General features: G+C 52.8%; 19 protein-coding genes. 18 read left to right on the top strand and 1 reads right to left on the bottom strand.

Features of this window, described 5'->3' with window-relative positions:
* Window positions 1-449: 449 nt before the first annotated feature.
* On the top strand, window positions 450-851 hold the full coding sequence (gene speD / locus JOD24_RS06805; RefSeq protein ID WP_380165758.1) for an adenosylmethionine decarboxylase: 402 nt from the start codon (window positions 450-452) through the stop codon (window positions 849-851).
* Between the two features lie 147 nt (window positions 852-998).
* Here speD and ptsP read toward each other — a convergent pair whose 3' ends face one another.
* Window positions 999-2705, bottom strand: a complete 1707-nt coding sequence (gene ptsP, locus JOD24_RS06800; protein WP_380165760.1) for a phosphoenolpyruvate--protein phosphotransferase — start codon at window positions 2703-2705, stop codon at window positions 999-1001.
* Between the two features lie 475 nt (window positions 2706-3180).
* Here ptsP and JOD24_RS06795 point away from each other — a divergent pair, with 475 nt between their 5' ends.
* The 17 genes from JOD24_RS06795 (at window position 3181) to JOD24_RS06715 (ending at window position 24386) form a co-directional block, all read left to right on the top strand.
* Window positions 3181-3822, top strand: a complete 642-nt coding sequence (locus tag JOD24_RS06795) for a C40 family peptidase (protein ID WP_380165762.1) — start codon at window positions 3181-3183, stop codon at window positions 3820-3822.
* 949 nt (window positions 3823-4771) lie between these two features.
* Entirely contained in the window at window positions 4772-6280 is a 1509-nt protein-coding gene (locus JOD24_RS06790; RefSeq protein WP_429246599.1) for a helix-turn-helix domain-containing protein, read from the top strand.
* A 657-nt stretch (window positions 6281-6937) separates the two neighbouring features.
* Window positions 6938-7771, top strand: a complete 834-nt coding sequence (locus JOD24_RS06785; RefSeq protein ID WP_429246598.1) for a methyltransferase domain-containing protein — start codon at window positions 6938-6940, stop codon at window positions 7769-7771.
* A gap of 227 nt (window positions 7772-7998) precedes the next feature.
* Complete coding sequence (gene rnz / locus JOD24_RS06780) at window positions 7999-8925, top strand: ribonuclease Z (RefSeq protein ID WP_429246635.1); 927 nt, start codon at window positions 7999-8001, stop codon at window positions 8923-8925.
* A 145-nt stretch (window positions 8926-9070) separates the two neighbouring features.
* Window positions 9071-9790, top strand: a complete 720-nt coding sequence (locus JOD24_RS06775) for a response regulator transcription factor (RefSeq protein ID WP_380165768.1) — start codon at window positions 9071-9073, stop codon at window positions 9788-9790.
* Window positions 9780-11507, top strand: a complete 1728-nt coding sequence (locus JOD24_RS06770) for a sensor histidine kinase (RefSeq protein ID WP_429246597.1) — start codon at window positions 9780-9782, stop codon at window positions 11505-11507. Before JOD24_RS06775 ends, JOD24_RS06770 begins: the two co-directional genes overlap by 11 nt.
* A gap of 69 nt (window positions 11508-11576) precedes the next feature.
* Window positions 11577-12491, top strand: a complete 915-nt coding sequence (locus tag JOD24_RS06765) for an ABC transporter ATP-binding protein (protein WP_429246596.1) — start codon at window positions 11577-11579, stop codon at window positions 12489-12491.
* A complete protein-coding gene (locus tag JOD24_RS06760) occupies window positions 12491-13213 on the top strand; it encodes an ABC transporter permease (RefSeq protein ID WP_380165774.1) in 723 nt (240 codons plus the stop codon). Before JOD24_RS06765 ends, JOD24_RS06760 begins: the two co-directional genes overlap by 1 nt.
* Window positions 13210-13947, top strand: coding sequence for an ABC transporter permease (locus JOD24_RS06755; RefSeq protein WP_380165776.1), 738 nt, complete (start codon window positions 13210-13212; stop codon window positions 13945-13947). Before JOD24_RS06760 ends, JOD24_RS06755 begins: the two co-directional genes overlap by 4 nt.
* 611 nt (window positions 13948-14558) lie before the next feature.
* On the top strand, window positions 14559-15467 hold the full coding sequence (locus tag JOD24_RS06750) for a DMT family transporter (protein ID WP_429246595.1): 909 nt from the start codon (window positions 14559-14561) through the stop codon (window positions 15465-15467).
* Between the two features lie 148 nt (window positions 15468-15615).
* Window positions 15616-15849, top strand: coding sequence for a ferredoxin family protein (locus tag JOD24_RS06745; RefSeq protein ID WP_380165780.1), 234 nt, complete (start codon window positions 15616-15618; stop codon window positions 15847-15849).
* A gap of 235 nt (window positions 15850-16084) precedes the next feature.
* Window positions 16085-18547 carry a 3-hydroxyacyl-CoA dehydrogenase/enoyl-CoA hydratase family protein gene (locus JOD24_RS06740; RefSeq protein ID WP_429246594.1) on the top strand — a complete coding sequence of 821 codons (2463 nt, stop codon included), beginning with the start codon at window positions 16085-16087 and terminating at the stop codon, window positions 18545-18547.
* A 152-nt stretch (window positions 18548-18699) separates the two neighbouring features.
* Window positions 18700-19881 carry an acetyl-CoA C-acetyltransferase gene (locus JOD24_RS06735; protein WP_380165784.1) on the top strand — a complete coding sequence of 394 codons (1182 nt, stop codon included), beginning with the start codon at window positions 18700-18702 and terminating at the stop codon, window positions 19879-19881.
* A gap of 93 nt (window positions 19882-19974) precedes the next feature.
* Window positions 19975-21750: an acyl-CoA dehydrogenase family protein gene (locus JOD24_RS06730; RefSeq protein WP_429246593.1), complete on the top strand. Its 1776-nt coding sequence runs from the start codon at window positions 19975-19977 to the stop codon at window positions 21748-21750.
* Window positions 21751-21931: 181 nt separating this feature from the next.
* Window positions 21932-22429, top strand: coding sequence for a hypothetical protein (locus JOD24_RS06725; protein ID WP_429246592.1), 498 nt, complete (start codon window positions 21932-21934; stop codon window positions 22427-22429).
* Between the two features lie 80 nt (window positions 22430-22509).
* Window positions 22510-22818 (top strand): NINE protein, encoded by a 309-nt coding sequence (locus JOD24_RS06720; protein WP_429246591.1) that lies wholly within the window; start codon window positions 22510-22512, stop codon window positions 22816-22818.
* 452 nt (window positions 22819-23270) lie between these two features.
* Complete coding sequence (locus tag JOD24_RS06715) at window positions 23271-24386, top strand: hypothetical protein (RefSeq protein WP_380165791.1); 1116 nt, start codon at window positions 23271-23273, stop codon at window positions 24384-24386.
* Window positions 24387-24405 lie beyond the last annotated feature (19 nt).

The raw sequence follows: 24405 nt of genomic DNA, 5'->3' as shown, positions 1-24405 counted from the left end.
ACAGGCGTGTTGATTAGCTTATATTTTAGGCAGGAAAACAGGTCGGGATGGTGGGAAGGTGAAGAGTCTTTGCACCCATAGGGCACAAGTCTCGCCAGGGTCGCTTTCCGCTCCCGGGTCTCGCTATGCGTTCTTTGCAAGAGATCGTAGCCCTCTCACCACCCCGTCCCCTCAAGCCATATTTTACGATGGGGGCAATGGGAAGAGCAAAAGGTCGATTTAGTTTCATCCATCCATTTTCCTGGTTATCAACAGTCCTGACCGGCAAAAAATGATTGCGCCCCATCGGAAAGTGTGGTAAGTTGATTCTTGCAAAATTGCGCTAGAAGGATCCAAGATTCACTGAAAGGGTTGGGACCTCTATGGACTAACCTTCCCCCGTGGTGAATGAGCAGATCCTAGCGGAATATTGGCTGAACACCATATTTCCTAGGAAGGGGGCCGAAGGAATGGAATATTCCACTTTCGGACGTCATGTAGCCATGGATGCTTGGGGTGTCGATTTTGATCTGCTCAACGATGCCCTTCTGCTGGAGAAGCATATGAAAGTGGCTGCGGAGAAGTGCGGTGCCACGGTGTTGTCATCACAGGCTCAGAACTTCGAGCCACAGGGAGCCACGGTTCTTGTGCTTCTGTCAGAGAGCCATCTTTCCGTCCACACCTATCCTGAAAAAGGGTTTGCCGCACTGGATTGTTACACTTGTGGTCATGGAGTGGATCCGGCAGTTGCGATTCGCTACATGATGGATGTGCTGAAGCCGACGCAAGCCTTTGAAAAGGTGATGCGACGTGGTGACGGGCCGATTGAGGTAGCCCAACCCGAACCGCAAGTCAGACTGTTCAAAAAGTAATCTGAACAACTGAAATCCAAGCGCCTCCGGGTTGGAGGCGCTTCATTTATTTTGAGTCAGGGTGAAGTATCTTTCAGATCCCTTCTCTGTGTACCAAGAAACCCCCATCCGTAACCGGATGGGGGTTTCTTGGTGTGAGTAGTTTCTTCAAGCTCTTTCCGCCAGGGAACGGACTTCCTCTGGCGTGGGCTGGACGAGGACTTTGTCTGCCAGTTCGCGGGCTTCCTCGGTTTGAACCTGCCGGATCCTCTCTTTTACTTCCGGTATGGTTCCAGCACTCATGGAGAGTTCGTTCAAACCGAGCCCGATCAAAATTTCACTCATCCGGGGGTCGCCGGCTAACTCTCCGCACATTCCAACCACGATCCCCTCTTGACGGGCTGCGTCGCAGGTCTGGCGAACCAGGCGGAGGACAGCGGGGTGGGCGGCGTCATACAGAGAGGCCACTCGTTCATTTCCCCGGTCGGCGGCAAGGGTGTATTGGGTCAAGTCATTGGTGCCGATGCTCATAAAGTCCACCTCTTTGGCCAAGAGATCGGCAATGACAGCGGCCGCAGGCACTTCGATCATGATGCCTGTCTTCAATTTACGCGCTGTCTGGACACCCTCTGTCTCCAATTCATTCCGAGATTCCTCTAACAGTGTCTTTGCTTGTCGGATCTCGGAGAGATTCTCCACCATAGGGAACATGATCCAAAGGTTTCCATGAACCCCGGCGCGTAGGAGGGCACGGAGCTGGGTCTTGAAAATTTCCGGCTGGGACAGACAATAGCGGATGGCCCGGTGTCCCAAAAAAGGATTCTCTTCTTCCGGCAGGTCAGCATAGGGCAGATCTTTGTCGCCGCCGATATCTAGGGTGCGGATCACCACGGGCCGATCCCCGAAGGCTTCCAACACTTGGCGATAAGCTTGATATTGTTCTTCCTCTGTCGGCCAATGGTCATTTTCAAGATATAAAAATTCGGTCCGGAAAAGTCCGATGCCTTCGGCCCCGTTTTTTAGAGCCCCATCCACATCTGCCGGACTGCCGATGTTGGCAAAGACTTGGATTTGTTCCCCATCAGCGGTGACCGCTTCTTGGTCCGCTTTTTGCAGAGCGGCTTCCCGGAGTTGCTGCTCCTGGTCGATCTGCTCCTGGGTCTGTTTCAAAGTGTCAGGATCGGGATGCAGGGTAATGTACCCCTCTTCGCCATCGACGATCAGTGTTTCTCCCTCTTGAATCTGGCTCAAATCTTTCCCCAGACCGAGAACGGCGGGAATGCCAAGGGTTCGGGCCATGATCGCCGCGTGGGCTGTTTTGCTTCCTCGGGCAGTGACCATGGCAGCGATGCCTGGCGGGAATTGAGCAGTATCCGATGGAGCTAGTTCCTCGGCGATGACGACGCTCCCCGGTTGGATCAAAGAAGGATCAAAGGGCTTCTGACCGGACAACAGGAGAAGGAGTCGAGTCCCCACATCCCGGATATCATCAGCCCGGGCTTGCATATACTCATCGGGTAGGGAAGCCATCATTTGTGACATCTCTTCGGTTACTTCTTGACAGATGGATTCCGCATTTTGTTTACGGTCGAGGATGCGATTCTTCATTTCGCCGATATAAGCTGGGTCATCGAGAAATGCCAGATGGGCATCAAAGATCTCTGCTTCTTCGTCTCCCATCCGCTCCCGGGTGGTTTCCCGCAGGCGGGTAAGTTGTTCCTTGGCCTGAAAAACTTCTTCCTCTAAGCGGGCGACTTCCTGTTCCGGATTCTCTACCTTTCGGGATTCCATCCGGGGCTGTTCTTTGCGCCACCGGACCGCCTGTCCGATAGCCAGTCCAGGAGCGGCTCCCACTCCAGCGATACGTTGTGTCACGGTATCCCTTCTTTCCTTTGGGTGAACTGTGTTTTTCCGATCCGGTGGAAACAGAAGAGATTCATGAAAAGGGATAAGAGTTCATCTTCGCAGCTTCCCGGATCCTCCCAGAGCCAGTTTCATCTTATTATGTAAGCTCCTTTTCCGAACTATAATGCAAAAAACAAGCCATTTCAACCGAAGACATCAGATTATCGTCATGTGTGACCATTATATTGAAAAGAAGGCGGATGCAAGTATGCTTTATTATGGTCTTAAAGTTATTTATTGCCATAAAATCACTGATATATTTGGAAGAGTAGGGCGGGGTAAGGCCTGATATTCTGGGGATTCGGGGAGAATCGTTAGAGACGGTCAACGGGAGTCAATCCCTTTGATCAGGCTGAATTACATAAATCTGACAATCAAGATCACCCGAATCCTGTGTTAGTATGTCCCTGAGTTTGAAAAAACCAGCTAAACAAAGGAGGATTTGATGCGGAACACTAAAATATTGAAAAAAGTGGTGCTCACGTCAACAGCGTTTCTTCTGCTGGGAACGGCGGCCCCTGCGGCGGGACAAGCCCATGCCGCTTCGGCAGACGTCCAAAGTATCTTCAAACAGGTAGGTATCAAATACAACTTCGTCAAATCGGTCCAAGCTAAAAAACCCGAGGCGTCAAAGCCGGAATCTTCACAACCTAACCAACCTTCCAATCCTTCGCCCGATGCGCAGCAACCTGTTCAAGAGGAACAGAATAGCAGTTTTGGGGACAAGATCATTGCTACCGGTGAAAAATTCATGGGAACCCCGTATCGATTGGGAGCCAATTATGCCAAGGAAGGCAAGTTCGATTGTTCAGCATTTACCCAACATGTTTTTAAACAGAATGGTATCGACCTTCCCCGTTCGTCCCGATCTCAATCCAAGGTCGGCGTGGACGTTCCTCGTAACCAATTGCAAAAAGGAGATTTGCTCTTCTTTAAATTGCGAGGCAAGTCTCAAATCGGCCACGTGGCCATCTACGCCGGAAATGGAAAAGTGCTCCACACTTGGGGCCCTGGTGGTGTACGCTACGACAAATTGAGCACCCCCTGGTTGGATCAAGGCTTTGTCAAGGCGACTCGCGTACGTTGATTTTTTCTCCCCCCGGATTTCGGGGGTTTTTTTATAGAGGGCGGGTGGAGCCCTACCGCTGGAGAACGGGATCCTGAGAATAACGCAGAAAGGAGGGGCCATCGCAGGCGTGTTGATTAGCCCTAATTTAGGTAGGAGTAGGACGGTGAAGAGCCTTTGCGCTCTCTGTAAGAGATCGTATCCGTCCCACCATCTCCGTCCCCTCAAGAGATTTTACGATGAGGGGCAATGGGAAGAGCGAAAGGATTGTTTCGTCCCTTCAACCACTTTATGGTTCATCAACAGCTCTGGGGCCATCGATTTCAACAAATTTGTTACCAGGAGACTATTTAGAACCACTTTATAAGAGAGACAGAAGTGGAGGGGCTGGTGTCCAGAATCGTGCTGGTGGACGAATACTACCAGATTGTGTTGATCAAGGTGGAGCATCGGCGGGCATCAGGGTTCCCTCCTTCCGTATTAAGGAACCTGGTGGATTGTCAACTGGTTTTGTTTGCGATTTATCGACTAAAGGTAGTAAATAAAAAACTTTTTTTACTCTCAATGAACAGTTCTTCTCCCATGTTCGTGCCTTGTTGAATTCAAAGTGTTATAGTATAGAAGACAATCTCTTCGGACAAGCGGGATCAACTGGCGGGGGACGCTGCCAAAACTACGGGCGTTATCCTCCGAACACTTTCACTCCCCCCAATAGGAGTAACAACAGGGCGAGCCCTATGATGATGATGAAATAAATGTTCGCACCTAGGCGTTTTAACCAGTTCAAGGCGGTTCCTCCTCACCAGAGATAGACTTGAATGTCCAAGTGATTTGTTTTATACTCTAGCAGACTTAAATGATAACACAAAAGTCCTATATAATTACCTCGCGATTTATACAGGATGTAAACGGGTTAGCCGTGAAAAGTCTTAAGCAAGCGGATTGTGAAAAAATGCGGGAGGTGGTCTCTGTGTGGGAGGAGATCGGATACCAGCTGAGACAAGCCCGGGAGCAGGCCGGTCTGTCTCTGGATGAGATCAGGGACCAAACTAAGATAGACATCGTCAGTCTGAGGGCATTGGAAAATGGTGATTTTAATAAGATTTCCAGTCCCTTCTTTGTCCGGTCTCATATTCGGGCCTATGCCAAAATCGTGGGTCTGGAACCGACCTATTTGTTGAAGAGATATCGCCCGATTCCAGAGGGTGACAACAGCGAGAATGGGAATGGACTGGATTCCACCGCGACCATGAATCAGATGACAGGCTCTTGGAACCCTGTGGGGGGAGGTTCCCAAGACTTTCAAAATACAATGATCCATCGGCGAAATTCCGAACCGATGGGCACTAGCACAAATCTTCCGGCACCATCCTCTAGTCATGGTCATCAGGAGGAATATGACCCTTACCGGACCCGTCACTCTAAGGCTCTTCCCTCGCTCTCGGATTCCGGGATCGAGGAGTCTGTTGATCCACAGCAGGGAGGGCTCCATTCTGGCAGAAGTCGGATGGGAAAAAACACAGAAGTCACTTGCCAACTTCCTGCACTCCGTCATACCGGTTCTCACCGGGGGGGACAAACTCAGGTTCCTTCATCTGATTCTGATACCGAATATCCTGCCGGTGCTCCAGGGGGAAATGATTTCGGTACCACCCCGGTGGGGGAATCCGGTGTAGGCGATAGAGAGTGGGGGACCCGTTCGGATTCAACCGATTTCAGGAATCCGAGGCCTTTGAGACGGAGTGGGCGTCACACTGCGGCAAATTCCATCGAAGGAATGTCCGAATCCCCCTACGCCGAGGATACCGGATCGGAACTATATCCCGAACCTGTCGGCGGTTTGCCTTCACGATCTACCGGTGCACTAGTTCCTTATCAACCGCCGGTGGAAGATGGGGAAGGGCACTTGTCACGAACCGCTGCACGAAAAGCCATCGATATTTCACCGAAGGCGAAGGGCGTAGGCAAATGGGTGGCTAAGCTCCCAAAAACCTGGGCAGCTCGTATTGCGGTGTTTGCAGCCATTGTCCTGGTTCCGATGACCGCGGTCCTGGCCTATAATAGTCTGAACGAAGAGGAACAGGTGCAAGAGAAACCGCAGCCATCTGGAGAGGGCCAAACCAATGTCGCCTCAACAGATAATAACAACAATTCGTCGTCGGCACAGGTGGTTTCGGTGAATCAGGGAGCCGGTTTTTCCGAGTATAAGTTGAGTGAACCGGCTGCAGTAGACTTACAGTTTAAAGCCCAGGATTCCAGCTGGATTCAGATCCGGGATCAGAAAGAAGCGGTTGAGGGCAGCTACCTGAAAGATTTCACTCTGCAATCCGGGGAAGGTTATTCCTTCAAATTGGAACAGGGCGCCAAGACAGAGCTTTGGATTACCATCGGTGCGCCACAAGATGTTGAAATCACATTGAATGGGCAACGCATCCAGGCAGCTAAGTCCATGCATATCATCCTCAGCGATCCCAATTGAGAGAGAAGGGAAGTGCTCCTGAAAAGGGGCATATTTTTTTTGTGAAAAAATAGTGTGGGTGCTGACCCAGGACGACATGTTCAAATCATTTCTACTAAGAGAGAAAAAACGTAATCCCCACAGGCGTGTTGATTAGCCATATTTTAGACAGGAAATAAGTCGGGATGTGGGGCGGTGAAGAGCCTTTGCACCCATAGGGCACAAGTCTCGCCAGGGTCGCTTTCCGCTCCCGGGTCTCGCTATGCGTTCTTTGCAAGAGATCGTAGCCGTCCCACCATCCTCGTCCCCTCAAGCCATATTTTACGATGGGGGCAATGGGAGGAGCGAAAGGATCGTTTCGCTCTTCCCATCATCCACTTGATGGTTCATCAACAGTCCTGTAATCCCCAGTACCTGGGCCCTTGCACATGGAATGATTTTGGATCGATAGAACCACGAAAACGACATGTAAAACCCCATCCCGACCCTCTGCAAACGCAGGGGTTCACAACACTTCTAGAAAGGGATTTTTTACAACGTTTTTGCTGAACGATATGATAGGATGAAAAGGAACCTATCATCGATGAAGCGGAGGGAAACCCAACCGGTCAGACGCCATTGATCGGGATCGGTGTCGGATCTTCGCTCCGTAGGATCGAGTGAAGGAGCCCTTTGGAAATGAGATTGGAGAAAAAAAGAATTGCTCTGACTTTTAACCGGCAGGCCGAAGTATACGACAGGCACGCTGTGGTTCAGCAACGGATGGCCCACCGGATCATACAGACGCTGGAAGAAAACAGGGTGGAAGCAAGGAGCATACTGGAGGTAGGGTGTGGAACCGGCTATTTAACCCAGTTGCTCTCGGAATATTTCCCCGATACAGGCCTGGTTGGGATGGACCTGTCCCCCAAGATGGCGGCGACTGCCATGGAGCGGACAGGCAGTCCGGTCCGTTATTGGGTGGGAGATGTAGAAGAAGATCCTCTGGGTGAGGAATGCTATGATTTGATTGCTGCCAATGCTGTCATCCATTGGTTGCAAAACCCGGAAATCACTTTGCAACGACTGGTAGATGCCCTTCGGCCCGGTGGTTTTCTGATTCTTTCTGCTTTTGGTCCGGATACACTTCAGGAGTTGGCTTGGATCTATGATGCCGTTGAAAAGGAGATGGGGCTTCCCCCTTCCCGACAGGTGGGTGCCTTTCATTCTGAACGGGAATGGATCCGACGACTGGAACAGGCGGGAATCTCCTCTCCCCGATTCTTGCAGTGTTGGCAACGGCTTCCCCACTCCTCTGCCAAGGATCTCCTGACAGCAGTGCGGAGCATGGGCGCGGGAGCAGCACGGATCCGAGAACATTCCGTCTCCCCAGTGCAGGAAAAGGGGATGATCCGGGAGGTTTTGCAACGATACGATCGAATGTGGAGAGACAAAGAGGGCGTTTATGCTACTTTTCAGCTGATCCAAGTCTACGGATGGAAAGGGATCCAATATCCGATGGCACAAAAATGAGAAGAGGCAGGGCCAAGGCTGTGGATGAACCGAAAAATAAGCGGTAAGCAACCTTGCATACCATAGGTATATCAATTTTACTCAGGCACTCAATCTCGATGGTTTGAAGCCTTGAGATAGGAAGAGGAGAGACTCAAGGTAATGTGGTGAAACTCCATCCCGACGGGATTGATTCCACTTCCTTCCTGGATGGGTGTTGGGGGTTGGAGCAGGAGGTGAAAAAATCGATGGAGTTGATTTTCCTGGGAACCGGAGCGGGGACGCCTTCCAAGGAACGGAATGTGTCGGCCATCGCTCTCCGCTGGTCAGAGGGGAGCGGGGACACTTGGCTGTTTGATTGCGGAGAGGGGACCCAGCATCAGATTCTCTCCACCACAGTCAAACTGACCCGGGTGAGCCGGCTGTTCATCACGCATTTGCATGGAGATCATATTTTTGGTCTGCCTGGTCTGCTGGGAACCCGTTCCTTTCAGGAAGACGAACGCCCTCTCACCATTTATGGTCCGCTGGGGTTGGAGGCCTTTCTGGAAAAGGCTTTGCAGGTGAGCGGAACACATCTTCGCTATCCTTATACATTTCAGGAAGTGGAGGATGGATCGGAATTCATCTGCGATGGCGTCCGGATTCAGGTGGCCCAACTGGAGCATGGGATCCCCTGTTACGGATACCGGATCGAAGAGCCCGAGCGTCCGGGGACTTTGCGTAGCGACCTGTTGAAGCGGGAGGGGGTGGCGCCAGGCCCTCACTATCGTCAGCTGAAGGAAGGAAAAAAGGTCCGGTTATCGGATGGACGGACCCTAGATGGGAAGGATTATCTCGATGCTCCGAAGCGAGGGCGGCGGTTGGCGATCCTGGGAGATACCCGTCCTACTGCAGCAGCGGTGAAGTTGGCCCAGGATGTGGATCTTCTCGTCCATGAAGCCACCTATGGAAAGGATCGGGAAGACTTGGCCCGAGAACATTTTCATTCCACCACGCTTCAGGCAGCGGAAACCGCTTGTGCTGCCCAAGCAAGGCGATTGATTCTCACCCATATCAGTTCCCGGTATGCTTTGGCAGAGGGGGAATCTCTGGCTGAGGAGGCCCGGGCTCTGTTTCCCGAGACCGAGGTGGCTAGAGATGGGAAAATCGTCACCGTGGTGCGGGAGGCATAAGGGTGAACCATCTGCTAAGATGGAATGAAGGGAGATGGGGTTGCTTTTTCAACTTTTCTTCTGTCTGGGACCGCCGGCTCTCGCCAGCGGTTATTTTTGTTTGGAACTGATTCCAATCGATAGAATGGGAACGGAGAGATGTAAAATGGCTGTTCTTTTACTCGTGGATGATGAGCCCTCCCTTCTGGAAATGCTGGAGGTGACATTGCGCAAGGAAGGATTTCAAAAGATCCTAACCGCTCGTACCGGGGAGGAAGGCGTCCGTCTGGCCCGGGAAAGGAATCCGGATCTGGTTTTACTCGATGTGATGCTTCCGGATTTGGAGGGTTTTGAAGTATGTCGTCGGCTGCGCTCCTTCACCACAGTGCCGATCTTGTTTTTAACCGCCCGTTCCAACGATCTGGACAAGCTGATGGGACTGGGAATTGGGGGGGACGATTATATTACCAAACCTTTCAACCCCTTGGAGGTGGCTGCCCGGGTCAAAGCTCAGCTCCGCCGTCAGCAATTGGCGGGACAACCGTTTCAGGTGGAAACGCGGATCCATGATTGGGGAAGATTTCGTGTCGATGAGGGAGCGGGACAACTGACTGTGGAAGGGACTGTGATTCCTTGCCCGGCGAGGGAGCTTCAACTGCTGTCCTTTCTCTGTCGTCATCCCAATCGAATCTTCAGCAAAGCCCAGCTGTATGAGCAGGTCTGGGGAGAAGAGAGTTTGGGAGAGGATAACACAGTCATGGTTCACGTCCGTAGACTGCGGGAGAAAATCGAGCCGAATCCAGCCACTCCCCACTACTTGGTCACGGTGAGAGGCTTGGGGTACAAACTGCTCCCGACGGACAGGGGGCGTCATCGTGACGCTTAAAGCCCGGCTGACCTGGCGTTTCCTGCTGTGGCTCTTTCTTTTATTTGGAGGGATGTTTTTTCTCTACCTCCTGGTGATCACCACTTATCTTGGGATTAATGTTCCCGGTGGGAAAAACCCCTATATCGGGGATGTGCTGCGAAATATGAAGAAAGCGACGGTGGTGGAGGGAGAACAGGTCCGGTTGTCCGATGAAGGCATCCGGGAGCTGGAGCGTCTGCCGGCCTGGCTGCAGATCTTGGATGACAAAGGGGAGGAGGTGTATCGCCGGGGTGTCCCGAAGGTAATTCCCCGGCGATACTCCCCCAGCACTATGAAGGAGACTGTGACCTCCCACCCGGATCTCCACACCTGGTACGGTAGTGTGAAGGGAAAGAAGTTGACCTGGATCTTGGGAATGGAGAGGAATTCTCTCCTCATACGGGTGGCGGAGTCTGCGGTGATTCGGAGAAATCGGATCCAGCTTCCGGATCCGATCCAGAAGGAGGTTCGCAGAAACGGCGGCTGGTTGCAGGTGCTGGATGAGAGGGGAAGGGAAGTGGGGTCTTATCGCCGTCCCGCCTCTCAACCGGACCGACTGACGGCGGGAGAAGTGATTGAGGTTTTGTCACAGCGGGGAAGATCAGAGTATAGCTTTCATTACTGGCATGACCGGCGGGACGGACGGGACTGGACTTGGTTGCTCGCTGAACCGGTTGTGGCGGATGAGTCGCAACCGGAGTCCTACGACCGGATGGTACTTATTTATTTTCTTCTCTGGGCGCTGATGACGGTGGTCATCGCCTTCCTCTTCGGTCGCCGGTTGGGCTCTCCGATTCTCCATATGATGAACTGGCTCAAAAACCTGTCCCACGGGAAGTTGCAGGAGCCGAAGGATAAACGGGGGCGTCCCGTCAGCCGATCCGGGGAGGGGAAGCTACACAGGCCCTACCGGGTATACCGTGAGGTGATCCAGTCCCTGGATTCCTTGACCGGATCCCTGAAACAGACCGAGGAAGCCCGGGCTCGCCTGGAACAGTCACAGGAGGAGTGGATCACCGGGGTATCCCATGATTTGAAGACGCCTCTCTCCAGTATCAAAGGGTACGCTGACCTGTTGGCAACTGACCGGTTTCAATGGACAGAGGCGGAAGTGCGGCAATTCGCTGGATATATTCAGGAAAAATCGGATTATATGGAACAATTGTTAGAGGATTTGAGCCTGACTTTCCGTTTGAAAAACGAGGCATTGCCACTCCAACTCCGGCCTGTGAATGTAGCGGAGTTGCTCCGGCGGTCCGCAATCGATCTGGCCAATGATCCCCGATTTGAGAACTGTGAAATCCAATTGGATGTTCCTGAAGAGAGAGTAACCTATCCACTGGACGGGGCATGGTTTAAGCGGGCGTTGGATAATCTGATCGCCAATGCGGCTATCCACAACCCGCCGGGGACCCGAATCCGTCTCGCGTTACAGATTCGAGGAGAGCAAGAGGAATGTACTTACGCCGGACTGTTGTTCCGTGTGGAAGATGATGGGCTAGGGATGGATGAGGAAGGCGTTGCCCGCCTCTTTGACAGATACTACAGAGGCACCTCCACCGGTCAGGAACAAGGGACGGGGCTGGGAATGGCCATTGCCAAGCAATTGGTGGAAGCCCATGGAGGAGAGATCCAAGTGGAGAGTCAACCGGGATCTGGCACCCAGGTGGAGATCCGCCTGCCCCCGAAAAGTTAAGGTACCGTTCAGGTAGTGTTTCGGAAGCTTTCACCTTTACCCGCTACGATGGTGAAGGAGGTGGAAAGAATGTCGGAAACATTGGTGCAAACGGTCCATTTGACCCGCCGCTACGGGGCGCAGGCGGTGGTGAACCGACTCAATCTGAAGGTGGGGCGAGGAGAAGTGTACGGTTTTCTCGGCCCTAATGGAGCAGGAAAAACGACAACGATCCGAATGCTCCTGGGGCTGATCCGTCCTACCTCGGGAGAGGTTGAAATGTTTGGTCAACCTCTGGCGAAGAACCGCAAACAGATCCTGCGTCGGGTGGGGGCTCTGGTGGAATCCCCCTCTTACTACGGCCATCTTACGGGACGGGAGAATCTCGAGGTGACCCGGCGACTCCTGGGAGCGCCCAAGCGGCGAATCGATGAGGTGCTGGAGCGGGTGCGTCTACGCAAGGCAGCGGATAAAAAGGTGAAACAATACTCCCTCGGGATGAAACAACGGTTGGGAATCGCCTCAGCCCTCCTCGGGAAGCCGGATCTTTTGATCCTCGATGAGCCTACCAACGGACTGGACCCCGCCGGCATCCAGGAGATCCGGGAGTTTATCGTCGAGCTGCCCCGCCTGCAGGATGTCTCGGTGTTGGTCTCCAGTCACTTGTTGAGTGAAGTGGAACAGATGGCCACACAGGTGGGGATCATCCAACAAGGGGAACTGATCTTTCAGGGGCCGATCGCAGAACTTCAGAAACAAAGTCGGCCCCGTGTTCGCTTCGGTGTGGGGGATCCGGCAGAGGCCCAGCGTTTCTTACGGGAACAGGGGTGGCAGGTTTCCGTAGAAGAGGGGGATCTTTGGATCGAAGGAATGAACCGGGAGGCGACATCCCGGGTGGTGGAAAGTCTGGTGATGGATCGGTTTTCCGTCTACCGGGTGGAAGAAGTGAAACCTTCCTTGGAGGAGTTGTTCCTCGGATTGACCGGGAAGGGGGAGAGCCTCTGATGTTCCGGATTCTTGCCGCGGAAAAATTGAAGATGAAGCGTACCTGGTTACCGGTGTTGATTTTACTGGGTCCGGCGGGGATCCTCCTGTCGATGATGGTGGATTTCGGATTGCGCCGGGACTATCTCCTAGAGCAACCACTTGATAGTTGGGTGATCTTGGTGAAGGAGGTTTCTGCTTTACTTCCTCTGGCATTGCTCCTGGGGTCGACGTTACTGGCTTCCTTGATGGTGGGGGTGGAACATCAAGCTTCCGCCTGGAAACATCTCTTGACCTTGCCTCTGTCCCGTTTTCGGATCTATCTGGGCAAAGGGATTCAAATGACCGGTTGGTTGCTGCTTGCAGGGATCTTAATGGTGCCGGCCTTTGCTTTGTTGTGGATCTGGTTTGAATTGGGGAAGGAGATCCCCTGGGGCTCCTTTTTGAAAGGCGGGCTTTATCCAGTGTTGGCGGTGTTGCCAGTGGCGATGTTGCAGCTGTGGCTGTCGGTGGTGATCCGCAATCAGGCGCTCCCGGTATTTATCGGCGTGGTCGGCTCCTTGTTTAACAGGATGCTTCCGGCCTGGATGCCCTGGGCGTATCCGGGGAATTCGCTTCCGGCCCAGATTGCCCAGGAGGGGAACGACCCGGCGGTTTGGGTACCGGCGGGGATCGGAGTGGGTATTCTCCTCCTGATCCTGGGCGGGCTGCATTTTTCCCGTCGGGAGGTGGAGGCCGGATGAAAGAGCTGCTTCGCTTGCTTACTGGAGAGTGGTTGAAACTTCAAAAGTGGTTGCTGTGGATTCTGCTGTTGCCGGGACCCTTCCTGGCCGTTTGGGCTGGAAGTCAATCCCTGGAGATGAATCCTTCCGGGGCGGATCAGTGGTTATGGATGTACTCCATGACCGTTCAGCAATATGGTTGGATGTTTTATCCTGTCTTGACCGGGGTGTTTGCCGCCCTGATCTGCCGTTATGAACATGTGGGCGGCGGGTGGAAGCATCTGTTGGTTCAGCCGGTCTCCCGTACCCAGGTGTATCTGGCCAAGGCTTTTCTGCTAGCGGGATTTGCCGCTGCCAGCCAAGTGATGCTACTTATTTTCTATAGGATGGGCATCTGGTGGAACGATCTCCAGGACACTGTTTCCTGGGGAGTTCTGCTCAAAAGTGCTTTTGCCGGCTGGGTGGCGGTGCTACCTCTGGCGGCTCTACAGTTGTGGGTCTCCTTTTTATGGAGGAGCTTCGGGGTTCCCCTGGCGATCAACATTGCGCTGTCTCTGCCGACGATTTTAGCCGTTCAATCGAAGGAATTGGGCCCTTTTTACCCCTGGGCGCAACCGATGCTGGCGATGATGCCGACGGGGAATGGCTACCTGGATGTTCACACAGAAACCTTGGTTATGGTCGTTGGGATCGGCTTTCTTGTCGCCGGAATCGGCGGCTGGCTCCACTTCATCCGTCGGGACCAATCGGCGTGAGAGTAAAAACCGACCTTTCATAGGGGAGGTTTTCGCTTTGACCTCCTTCATATCCAAAAAGAAGCCATCTATCCTGAAGCAGCACTTGCAGCCATTAACAGAGCCATTGAGGAGATCAAAAGAACCCCCGACCCTGCCGCACTTCTAAAGAAAGAGCCGCTGATCGGTGACAGAAAGAAGAAATTTTACTCCCTTCTACAGCCGCAGGAAGGCGCAAAGCCTGATTTGCGGCTAATCTATTTATACAATAAGGGAGAGGATTCCATGGTTGGTTTGAAGAGAGATTTTTTGATACAGTGGATTTTATTAAATGGCAAATAAGTATGTTCGTACATATCCCGGAAAAGGGCTGGACGCGGCTTTTTCAACTTGAAGAGAAGAAGATGTCCCTTCTCGCGCCGAGATCTGAACTTTGGTACAATTGGAACTGAATTGGAAAGATTTACGCTCCTGGCAAAGGAGGTGAGCGGAGATGCTTCTGAAAAATGTGCTTCCCCCGCCCTGCCGAATCCGGACCAAAGGATACGGAGGCTGAAAACGGACGGGGCGAGACCTCAAAACTTAGCTGGAGGATTCGCGCATCCCGTCCGGATCATGAAGGAGGGATCGGGATGCGACATGGTTTGGGATGGATCGGTCTGGGAGCGTTTCTGTGGGGGACGGCGGGACTGGCGGGAAAGGTGCTGATCACACGCCATGGGATGGATCCGCTGGTGATTGGTGCTTGGCGTCTGGCGATCAGCGCCCCTGTACTTATCCTGGCGGCGATCTGGGAAAGCAGGAGCCAGCAGGCCCCGGTGAAGAGTTGGTGGAAGTGGGGATGGATGTGGGTGTTCGGACTCGCTGTGGCCGGCTACCAGGTAGGTTATTTTTCCGCTGTGGATCGAACACTGGTATCCACAGCCACGATGCTGACGGTTTGTACAGCTCCCCTGGTGGTGGCCATCCTGGCCCGGGCTCTGTTGAAGGAACAGCTGAGTATTTCCACTCTCGTCGCTTTGGCGGTGGGGCTGGCGGGAACGGTGCTTCTGCTCGGAGCGGAAGGCCTGGCAGGGCTGACAGATTCTCGTCTGATGACTGGCAATGCCCTCGCTTTATTTGCGGCGTTATGTTATGGAGGTTATACTTTAGTAGGAAAGCATCTGCTGGCGGATGCTCCCCCTTTCCGAGTGTTGGCGGTAGCCTTCAGTCTGGGGGCGTTGCTGTTGTCACCAGTGATCCGGTTGCCGGAGCCTTCGAAGGAGGCATGGTTGCTCCTCTGTTATTTAGGTGTCATCCCTACAGCTGTCGCCTATCTCTTTTATATGCACGGTTTGCGCCGGTCGACGGCGACCCGGGCAGCAGTGGTGGCCTTGTTGGAACCTTTGACCGCGGCCTTGCTGGCTCTCGTTTTTCTCGGTGAGCGCTTAACCCTTGCCGGATGGGTCGGAGCCGGACTGCTCCTCTCTTCTCTAGTTCTGATGCAATGGCGTCCAGAGTCAGTGGGGAAGGAACAGGAACCCAGACAAAAAACGGGTTAAGATCGAGAGTCAGTGGGGAATAACAAGGTGAGTAACTTCGTCTGCCAGTAGGCATCGATGATCCGCTACAATCCCCTCGCCTCGGGGAGAACGGAACATTACAAATAGTAACCGACTACCTTGAATCAGGAAAAGGAGGCAATCTATTTTGGCCTTTGTGATCACTTCTGCTTGTAAGGACGAAAAAGCGGCTGAATGTGTGGAAGTTTGCCCGGTGGACTGCATCGATGGGGATGACGTGATGTATTACATCGATCCGGATACCTGTATTGAATGTGGGGCGTGTGAACCGGTTTGCCCAGTGGAAGCCATTTTTGAAGAAGAAATGGTTCCGGAAAAAGAGAAGGAGTATATCCAGATCAACGCCAATTTTTACAAATAAGGAGGCGAGCGGGCATCGTTGTGCCCGCTTTTCTCTGTTTTCCCGCTTTCTTGCAAATCGAAAAAATTGACGATAAACTCTTGACTCCGAAGCTCATCGGGTCAATAATAAGAACTGAAGGCTATTCCCTTCCAACTTTGGGCTTAACGAGCCTGTCGGCGGAAAAGTTGAAATCAGAGTGCCGTCGGACGCCACCTGTCCAATCTGAATGGAGAGGTTTTTTTCTAGCCACATAATGAATGATTGTTCATTCAACCCCTGGACGGATCATGGGGTCCAACTGAGAGGAGGAGGACTCTTGACGAGAATCAAGAAAGCGACCGTGATCGGCGCCGGTGTCATGGGTGCCGCTATTGCGGGGCACTTGGCCAATGCGGGGATTCGTACGGTCCTTCTGGACATCGTACCCAAAGAGTTGACGGAGAAAGAGAAGGCGAAGGGACTCACCCTGGAAGATCGGGTGGTGCGCAACCGGATCGCCCAAATGGGAAAAGATCGGTTGTTTAAAGAAAAACCGAGCCCGCTCTTCCACAAAAAAGTGGCTGATCTCATCGAAACGGGCAACCTGGAGGACGACCTTCAAAAACTGGGGGAAGTCGACTGGGTGATTGAAGCGATTGTAGAGAATCTCAACATCAAACAAAGCCTGTTTGCCAATGTGGAAAAAGTTTGGAAACCGGGAATCATCGTCAGTTCTAATACCTCTGGGATCTCCATCCGGGAGATGGTGGCGGGCCGTTCCGAGGAATTCCGCTCCCACTTCCTCGGTACTCACTTTTTCAATCCACCGCGCTATATGAAGCTGTTAGAAATCATCCCGACAGAGGCGACGGATACGGCGATTATCCGTGGAATGAAAGCGTTTGCTGAGTCCGTGTTGGGTAAAGGTGTGGTGATGGCCAAGGATACTCCCAACTTCATCGCCAACCGGATCGGTGTCTATGGTCTGCAGGTTACTTTCCAGAAGATGCTGGCAGAGGGACTGGGTCCCGATGAGGTAGACACAGTGACCGGACGGGCGATGAAGCGGCCGAAGAGTGCCACTTTCCGCACTTTGGATCTGGTCGGTCTGGATACCTTTGTCCACGTTTCTGACAATGTGCGTGAAAATGTGACAGATGCGGAAGAGAAGAAGGCTTTTGAAGTACCTGAATTGCTCAAAGAGATGGTAAGCCAGGGCTGGCTTGGCGCCAAGAGCGGCCAGGGTTTCTTCAAGCGGGTGAAGACGGAAAAAGGGAAAGAGATCCTGGTCTTGGACCCCGAAACCAAGGAATACCGTCCACGCAAAAAGTTGAAAGCGCCCTCTCTGGAACTGTCCAAACGGGCCAAAACGGTGAAAGAGCAACTGCGGGCGCTGGTCTATGCCGATGATCCAGCGGGGCGCCTGGCCTGGTATATTTCCAAAAAAGTATTGCTCTATTCGGCGGAACGCATCCCTGAAATCGCCGACGATATCGTCAGTGTTGATCGAGCGATGCGCTGGGGCTTCAACTGGGATCTGGGTCCCTTTGAGTTCTGGGATGCGATTGGTGTGGAAAAATCGGTGGCCCGCATGAAAGAAGAAGGGGAGACCATTCCACCGTTGGTGGAGGAGTTGCTCGCCTCAGGTGCTAAGACCTTCTATGAGAAAAGCCCAGAAGAAGACCGGGTGTTCCATCTCGGAGGTCAGTTTACTCCAGTGGAAGAACACCCCCAAGTGATCAATCTGGCCAAATTGAAAGAACAGGGAAAGTTGATCAAAGGCAACAAAGGTGCCAGTCTGATCGATATCGGGGATGATGTGGCGTTGCTGGAGTTTCACTCGCCGAAAAACGCGATTGCGACAGATATCATTCAGATGATCCACACGGCGACGAAGGAAGTATCGGAGAACTACCGCGGTTTAGTGATCGGCAACCAAGGAAGCACTTTTTGTGTCGGAGCCAACTTGATGCTGATCCTGATGGAGGCCCAAGATCAAAACTGGCCGGAGTTGGACCTGATGGTCCGGCAGTTTCAGACCACGATGGGATCTTTGCGTTACTTGGATAAGCCGGTGGTGTCTGCTCCCTTCAACATGGCACTCGGCGGTGGGGTAGAAGTCTCCCTCCCCTGTGACCGGATCCAGGCGTCTTCTGAGCTGTACATGGGGTTGGTGGAAACCGGTGTCGGTCTGATCCCCGGCGGTGGCGGTAACAAAGAGTTGCTCCTGCGCTGGATGGATGGTGTGGATCCCAAGGATCGCATCGCCTTGCAGCCACTGGTCAACCATGTGTTTGAGACAATCGCCATGGCTAAGGTATCCACCAGTGCTGTGGAGGCTCGGGATTACAAGTTCCTGCGCAGGGAAGACGGGATCACCATGAACGGGGATCACCTTCTCTATGATGCCAAGCAGCAGGTGCTCGCCCTAGATGCTACGGGTTACCGCCCGCCGCAACCGAAGCAGATTCCGGTAGTGGGGGAGACGGGCTACAACACCTTGCGCCTGGGTGCCTACGGAATGTTCCAGTCCGGTTATATCAGTGAGCATGACTACAAGATTGCGACCAAATTGGCCTATGTCCTGGCCGGTGGTACAGTGCCGGAAGGAACCTTGGTGGATGAGCAATACCTCCTGGACATCGAGCGGGAAGCGTTCCTCAGTCTAGCGGGCGAACCCAAGTCCCAACAACGGATGATGCACATGCTGACCAAGAACAAGCCCCTCAGAAATTGATGGGCCGAAGAAGTGTTGTGATCAGAGGGAGAAACGGGGTTTCACATGAAGGATCGATGATATGAAAGCGAGTTCTTCCTGGAAACCCTTTCTCGCTTCCGACGATCACCATGCTTTCAGGGGCACCCAACCTTGTGAAGGAGGAGAGGAGTATGCGCGAAGCAGTCATCGTTGCCGCGGCGCGGACCGCTGTGGGGAAGGCGAACCGTGGCTCGTTGAAGGATACACGCCCCGATGATCTGGGTGCGTGGGTAGTTCAGGATCTGATGAAGCGGGTGCCGCAGTTGGACCCGCAGGAAGTGGAAGACGTGATCATGGGTTGCTCCTTCCCCGAAGGGGAACAGGGTATGAACGTGGCGCGGGTGATCGCTACTCGGGCGGGACTTCCCAACACCGCAGCGGGCCTCACCGTCAATCGGTTTTGCTCCTCGGGATTGCAGTCGATTGCCATCGCCGCTCAACATATCATGACCGGTTTTGCCGACACCCTCATCGCCGGTGGTGTGGAGAGCATGAGCGTGGTGCCCATGGGGGGGTACAAACCGGCTCCCAACCCCCACCTGATGGACCATGCACCGGAAATCTATATGTCCATGGGACACACGGCGGAAGAAGTGGCTAGCCGTTACGGAGTTTCCCGGGAGGATCAAGATGCCTTTGCCCTGCGGAGCCATCAACGGGCGATCCAAGCCATTGACGAGGGGCGATTCAAGGATGAGATCGTTCCTGTGACGGTGAAAAATCGTGTGGTGGGCCCCGATCATCAGCTTCATGAAGAAGAGTTTGTCTTTGACACTGATGAGGGGCCGCGTCGGGATACTTCCCTGGACGTGTTGGGCAAGCTGAGACCCGCTTTCCGCGTCGGTGGATCCGTCACGGCCGGGAATTCCTCCCAGACCAGCGACGGTGCCGCTGGAGTGATCGTCATGTCCCGAGAAAAAGCAGAATCCTTGGGAATCCAGCCCATCGCAGTTTTCCGCTCCTTCTGCGTCGGTGGCGTCGATCCCGATGTGATGGGGATCGGTCCGATCGTCGCTGTGCCGAAGGCGCTGGAGAAAGCGGGTCTCACACTGGACCAAATCGATCTGATCGAATTGAATGAGGCTTTCGCTTCCCAATCCATCCAAGTGATGCGCCACCTGGAAATGAACCCCGACATCGTCAATGTCAACGGTGGGGCGATCGCTTTAGGTCACCCCTTGGGATGCTCGGGTGCCAAGCTGACGGTCAGTATCCTGAACGAACTGAAACGTCGTAACGGGAAGTACGGCTTGGTCACCATGTGTATCGGTGGTGGCATGGGTGCAGCGGGTGTATTTGAAATGGTGAACTAAACTACCCGTAAACAGAAAGTGCGGGGAAGGCGGGGCCCGTGAACTCAGGTCCCCTGACCGGCCTATCACATACTTTGTTAGGAGGAATCGGAGATGGCGGAAAAAACCATCACCAAAGGAGGCAGCTACCTCCTAGAGGAGCACAGCCTCGAGGATGTTTACACCCCGGAAGAATTCAGTGAAGAGCATAAGATGATTGCCAAAACCACTGAAGACTTTGCCATGGAGAATGTCTTGCCTGTCCTGGATGAGATCGAGAATCACAACTTCGATCACTCGGTTCGCCTCTTGAAACAGGCTGGGGAATTGGGTCTTTTGGGGGCGGATGTACCGGAGAACTATGGTGGTCTAGGTCTGGATAAAGTCAGCTCCACCTTGATTACCGAAAAAATCGCACCCGCCCGTTCCTTCGGACTCAGTCACGGGGCCCATGTCGGGATCGGAACTCTGCCGATCGTCTTCTTCGGCAATGATGAACAGAAGAAAAAATATCTGCCTCCGTTGGCCTCCGGTGAGAAGTTTGCCGCCTACGCTCTGACGGAACCGGGTTCAGGTTCCGATGCCCTCGGTGCCAAAACCGTGGCCAAACTTTCCGATGACGGCAAGCATTATATTCTGAACGGTGAAAAGCAGTGGATCACCAACTCCGCTTTTGCCGACATCTTTGTGGTCTATGCCAAAGTGGATGGGGAGAAATTCAGCGCTTTCATCGTCGAGAAGGAATTCCCGGGTGTCTCCACAGGACCGGAAGAGAAGAAGATGGGGATCAAAGGTTCCTCTACCCGGACTTTGATCTTGGAAGATGCTCAGGTACCCGTGGAAAATGTGTTAGGTGAAGTGGGCAAAGGGCATCGGATCGCTTTCAACATTTTGAATATCGGACGTTACAAGCTAGGAGTCGGTTGTGTCGGTTCTTCCAAGCGTGCGATCGAGATTTCCGCCAAGTACGCCAATGAGCGGAAGCAGTTTAAAACCCCGATCGCCCAATTCCCGCTGATTCAAGAAAAGTTGGCCACCATGTCCGCCAAGACCTACGCTCTGGAAAGCGTGATCTACCGTCTGGCCGGATTCTTGGAAAAGGGTCTGTCCCATCTGGAACAAGCGGAAGGGGCTGAAGCTGCCAAGGCGATCGCCGAATATGCCCTGGAATGTTCCGTGGCCAAAATCTTCGGCTCCGAAGTGTTAGACTATGTGGTGGATGAAGGGGTCCAGATCCACGGTGGTTACGGGTTTATGCAGGAGTATGAAATTGAGAACATGTACCGTGACGCCCGTATTAACCGGATTTTTGAAGGGACCAACGAAATCAACCGCTTCTTGATCCCCTCCACCCTGATGCGGAAAACTATGAAAGGGGAACTCCCCTTCATGGAGAAAGCCGCTGCTCTTCAGGAAGAGCTGATGATGCTGATGCCCACCCTCTCGGAAGAAGAACCGGCTCCGCTGGAGGAAGAAGCAAAAATGATCGAAAATGCCAAGAAAATCTTCCTGATGGTTGCCGGTCTGGCTGTGGAGAAATACCAGACGGAGCTGGAGAAGGAGCAGGAGATCCTACGGGACATAGCAGATATCGCCATTGAAATTTTTGCCATGGAGAGCGCTTATCTGCGGGCCAAAAAGGCGTTGGAAAAAGGAGGAGTCGATCAAGCCCAAGCCAAGATCGACCTGACCGCCGCCTATGTGTATGAGGCTTTCCCACGGGTGGAGCAGAAGGCGAAGCACAGTCTTACTTCCATGGAAGAAGGGGACGTCTTGCGGACCCAGGTGTCGATTTTGAAAAAGTTGATCCGTTTTGAGCCGATTAACGAAGTGAAATTGAAGCGGGCCATTGCCAAGCGGGTGCTGGAAGCGGAACGCTTTGTAGTGTAAACACTCATCAAAGATCTGTCTACCCACGGGAATTCCCGTGGGTTTTTGTGCTATAATTCAACAAGTGGAATGGACAAGGCTTTGGACGAAACCTTCGGGAGAAGGTGCTGACTCCTGTCCCGAAAAGTTCTCCAACCGGGGAATGTACATCACCCAACGAACCATTGGAGGTATGTCGGGCATGAAGCGCTTTGCAATTTTACTTGTTTTTTCTGTTTTGTGGGTCTTCTCTTCAGGTTGTGGGTTGCTTGTGGATGACAAAGAAGAAAAGGAGAAGAAACCAAAAGAAGAAAAGGTCGATGCGGTGGAACCCAGTGAGACCTTTGAGGAAGTGGAGTTCCAGCACATCAACTGGTTCATGGGTGCGCCTGATCCAGAGGAACATGGCGGGATCTGGCTTTACAATGAAGAAAAGCACCCTGGTGAGCTGGACAACAACAGTTGGGAATCGAATGATATGTTGCTGGTTCAGGCCTCCTCTCCCAAGTATGATAAATACTCTCTGAAGGTTAAAAAACTGCAGGTGGTCAAACCCGATGTCGTGAAAATCGTGGTGAAGCTGGAAGAAGAGGATGATGACAAGCCTGCCCATGAGTATATCTCACTGAAGAAGGGCGATCTGGATGACAAGAAATTTGTTGTGGAAACTACCGACGGCAAACCGGTAGAGACGAAGTGAGACCCGGTGCGGGACAGAAGCTCACCTGTCCTGTTGAGGCACGCTGATCATCAGCAGTGAAGTATAGGATGTGGATCAAGGTGAAGAAGAATCATTCTAGGCCAAAAGAGACCCCAACTGAAATTCCCGATAAGAGTCCGCGGGAGAGGTGGATCACTGCCTATGCCCTCTGGTTGCTTCTCGGGGTGTTGGGAGGACACCGATTTTATCTTGGAAGACAGAATTCCGGTTTTGCGATGGGGGTGATCGGGCTCCTGTTTCTTTCCTTGGGTCTGTTTTTCTATCTGTTGCCAGGATTGGGTATCTCCCCGCTTTTGGCGATCGCTCCTTTTTTGCTTTGGTGGGTGCTCGACGGGATCGCCATCCCGAAATGGCTATCGCAGCTGTGACTGGTGCCGTACGGCACCTTTTTTTGTGCCTCGAGATTCATTTTCCGCCAAAAGATCCCCTGATCCCTGAGGATTCGCTAGTGAAAAATTTATTTTCGACAAAAAGAAAAGGAAGATTTAAACTATGAAACTTTCCTGTAAATAGAAAAATGTCGGCAGTATATCTTGAAAAATTAAAATAATAAAATAAAATATAGGTAACCAGGGCTGTTGATGAATCATCAAGTGGATGATGGGAACGAAAACGACCCTTTCGCTCTTCCCATTGCCTCCCATCACAAATTATCCCTTGAGGGGACGGGCATGATGGGACGGCTACGATCTTTTGCAAAGAGCGCAAAGACTCTTCACCGTCCCACCATGCCGACGTTTTCCTACCTAAAATAGGGCGAATCAACATGCCAGAGATAACTGATATAGCTGGGAGTAGAACCCTGCCGGAGGTGGTGACTGTGAAACGTTGGGTGGGTTATTGGTTGATGTTCTGTTTCGGACTGCCGATCGTCGTCGCCACGGGTTATGTGTTTCTGCACCAGCTCCTATTGGATACTCCAGACTATTACCCCTTCTGGCTTGCCGAGTCTTATTTTTATCCTGGCCTGCCTGCGGTCGCACTATTGATCTGGAGGGTGCATTGGGGGAAAAGAAATCCCTTCGCCTACTTCCTGTTTACATGGAGCCTTATCGCATGTGTGTTGTATCTGGGAACGGTAGATATCCAGAAGAATCTGGGCCCTCCGGTGCAGGAGGAGATCCATCCCCTCGGGGTGATGGATGAGGAAGTGATCGCTCGGGAAGGAAGATTTAAGGTTCCATACTTCCCTTTGGATCGCTCCCAACTGATTAAGGAGATTGAAACTGGAGGGACAGTGGATGTGACCCGAGTGGAGGGAAAAGGGCTGATCCTCTCTTTTTCTGATGGGGTCTATCACTCCTATCCGTGGCGGGATCGCATATTGGATCTCACCCTCAGAGTGCTCTCCGTCGCTATATTCGCTGTTTTTTTCTATGTGGTGATGAACGTCTGGTGGCGGGATCTGAAAGTGGAGGAGGGACAGATCCGCGTTTATCACTGGCGGAGACTCCAAACCATCCCCCTGTCTCGAGTTATTCAACTTCGGCTGGACTCTTGGGGGGAGGAAATTCAGGTGGAGACGGAGGAGGTGATTCACACGTTTCCCTACGATTCCAAAACTGCAGCAGATCTGGTGGCAGCGATGCAAGCATCCGGACTCACCCCGATCCAGAACGGGCGTCGTTGGTTGCGAAGGACTCAGTTTAAGGAGATCCGGATCGAGGAAAACCGGCTGGTGCTGGATGAGGGGGAAGAGGTGCGGGTTCCCTATGATTGTATTGCAGTGCTGGTGTGGGACCCAGTAATCCAGATCACGATGTTGGACGAGACCGAGTTTGTGATTACTGATGATCGGTATACAGACCGAGCTTGGTTCGATGAACTCTCCCGCCGGGTGGAGGAGGCTTGGACCCGGGAGGGACAAAGTTACACCATCGATGTGGATCTACAGAATCAAAGGGTGGCCTGGACGATGAGTGAGTGGGTGGAGTGATCTTTCGATGGACTCCAAG

It is taken from the genome of Kroppenstedtia sanguinis, assembly GCF_050433445.1.
GTDB classification, from domain to species: domain Bacteria; phylum Bacillota; class Bacilli; order Thermoactinomycetales; family DSM-45169; genus Kroppenstedtia; species Kroppenstedtia sanguinis.
This window is presented reverse-complemented; position numbering and strand designations above follow the sequence as displayed.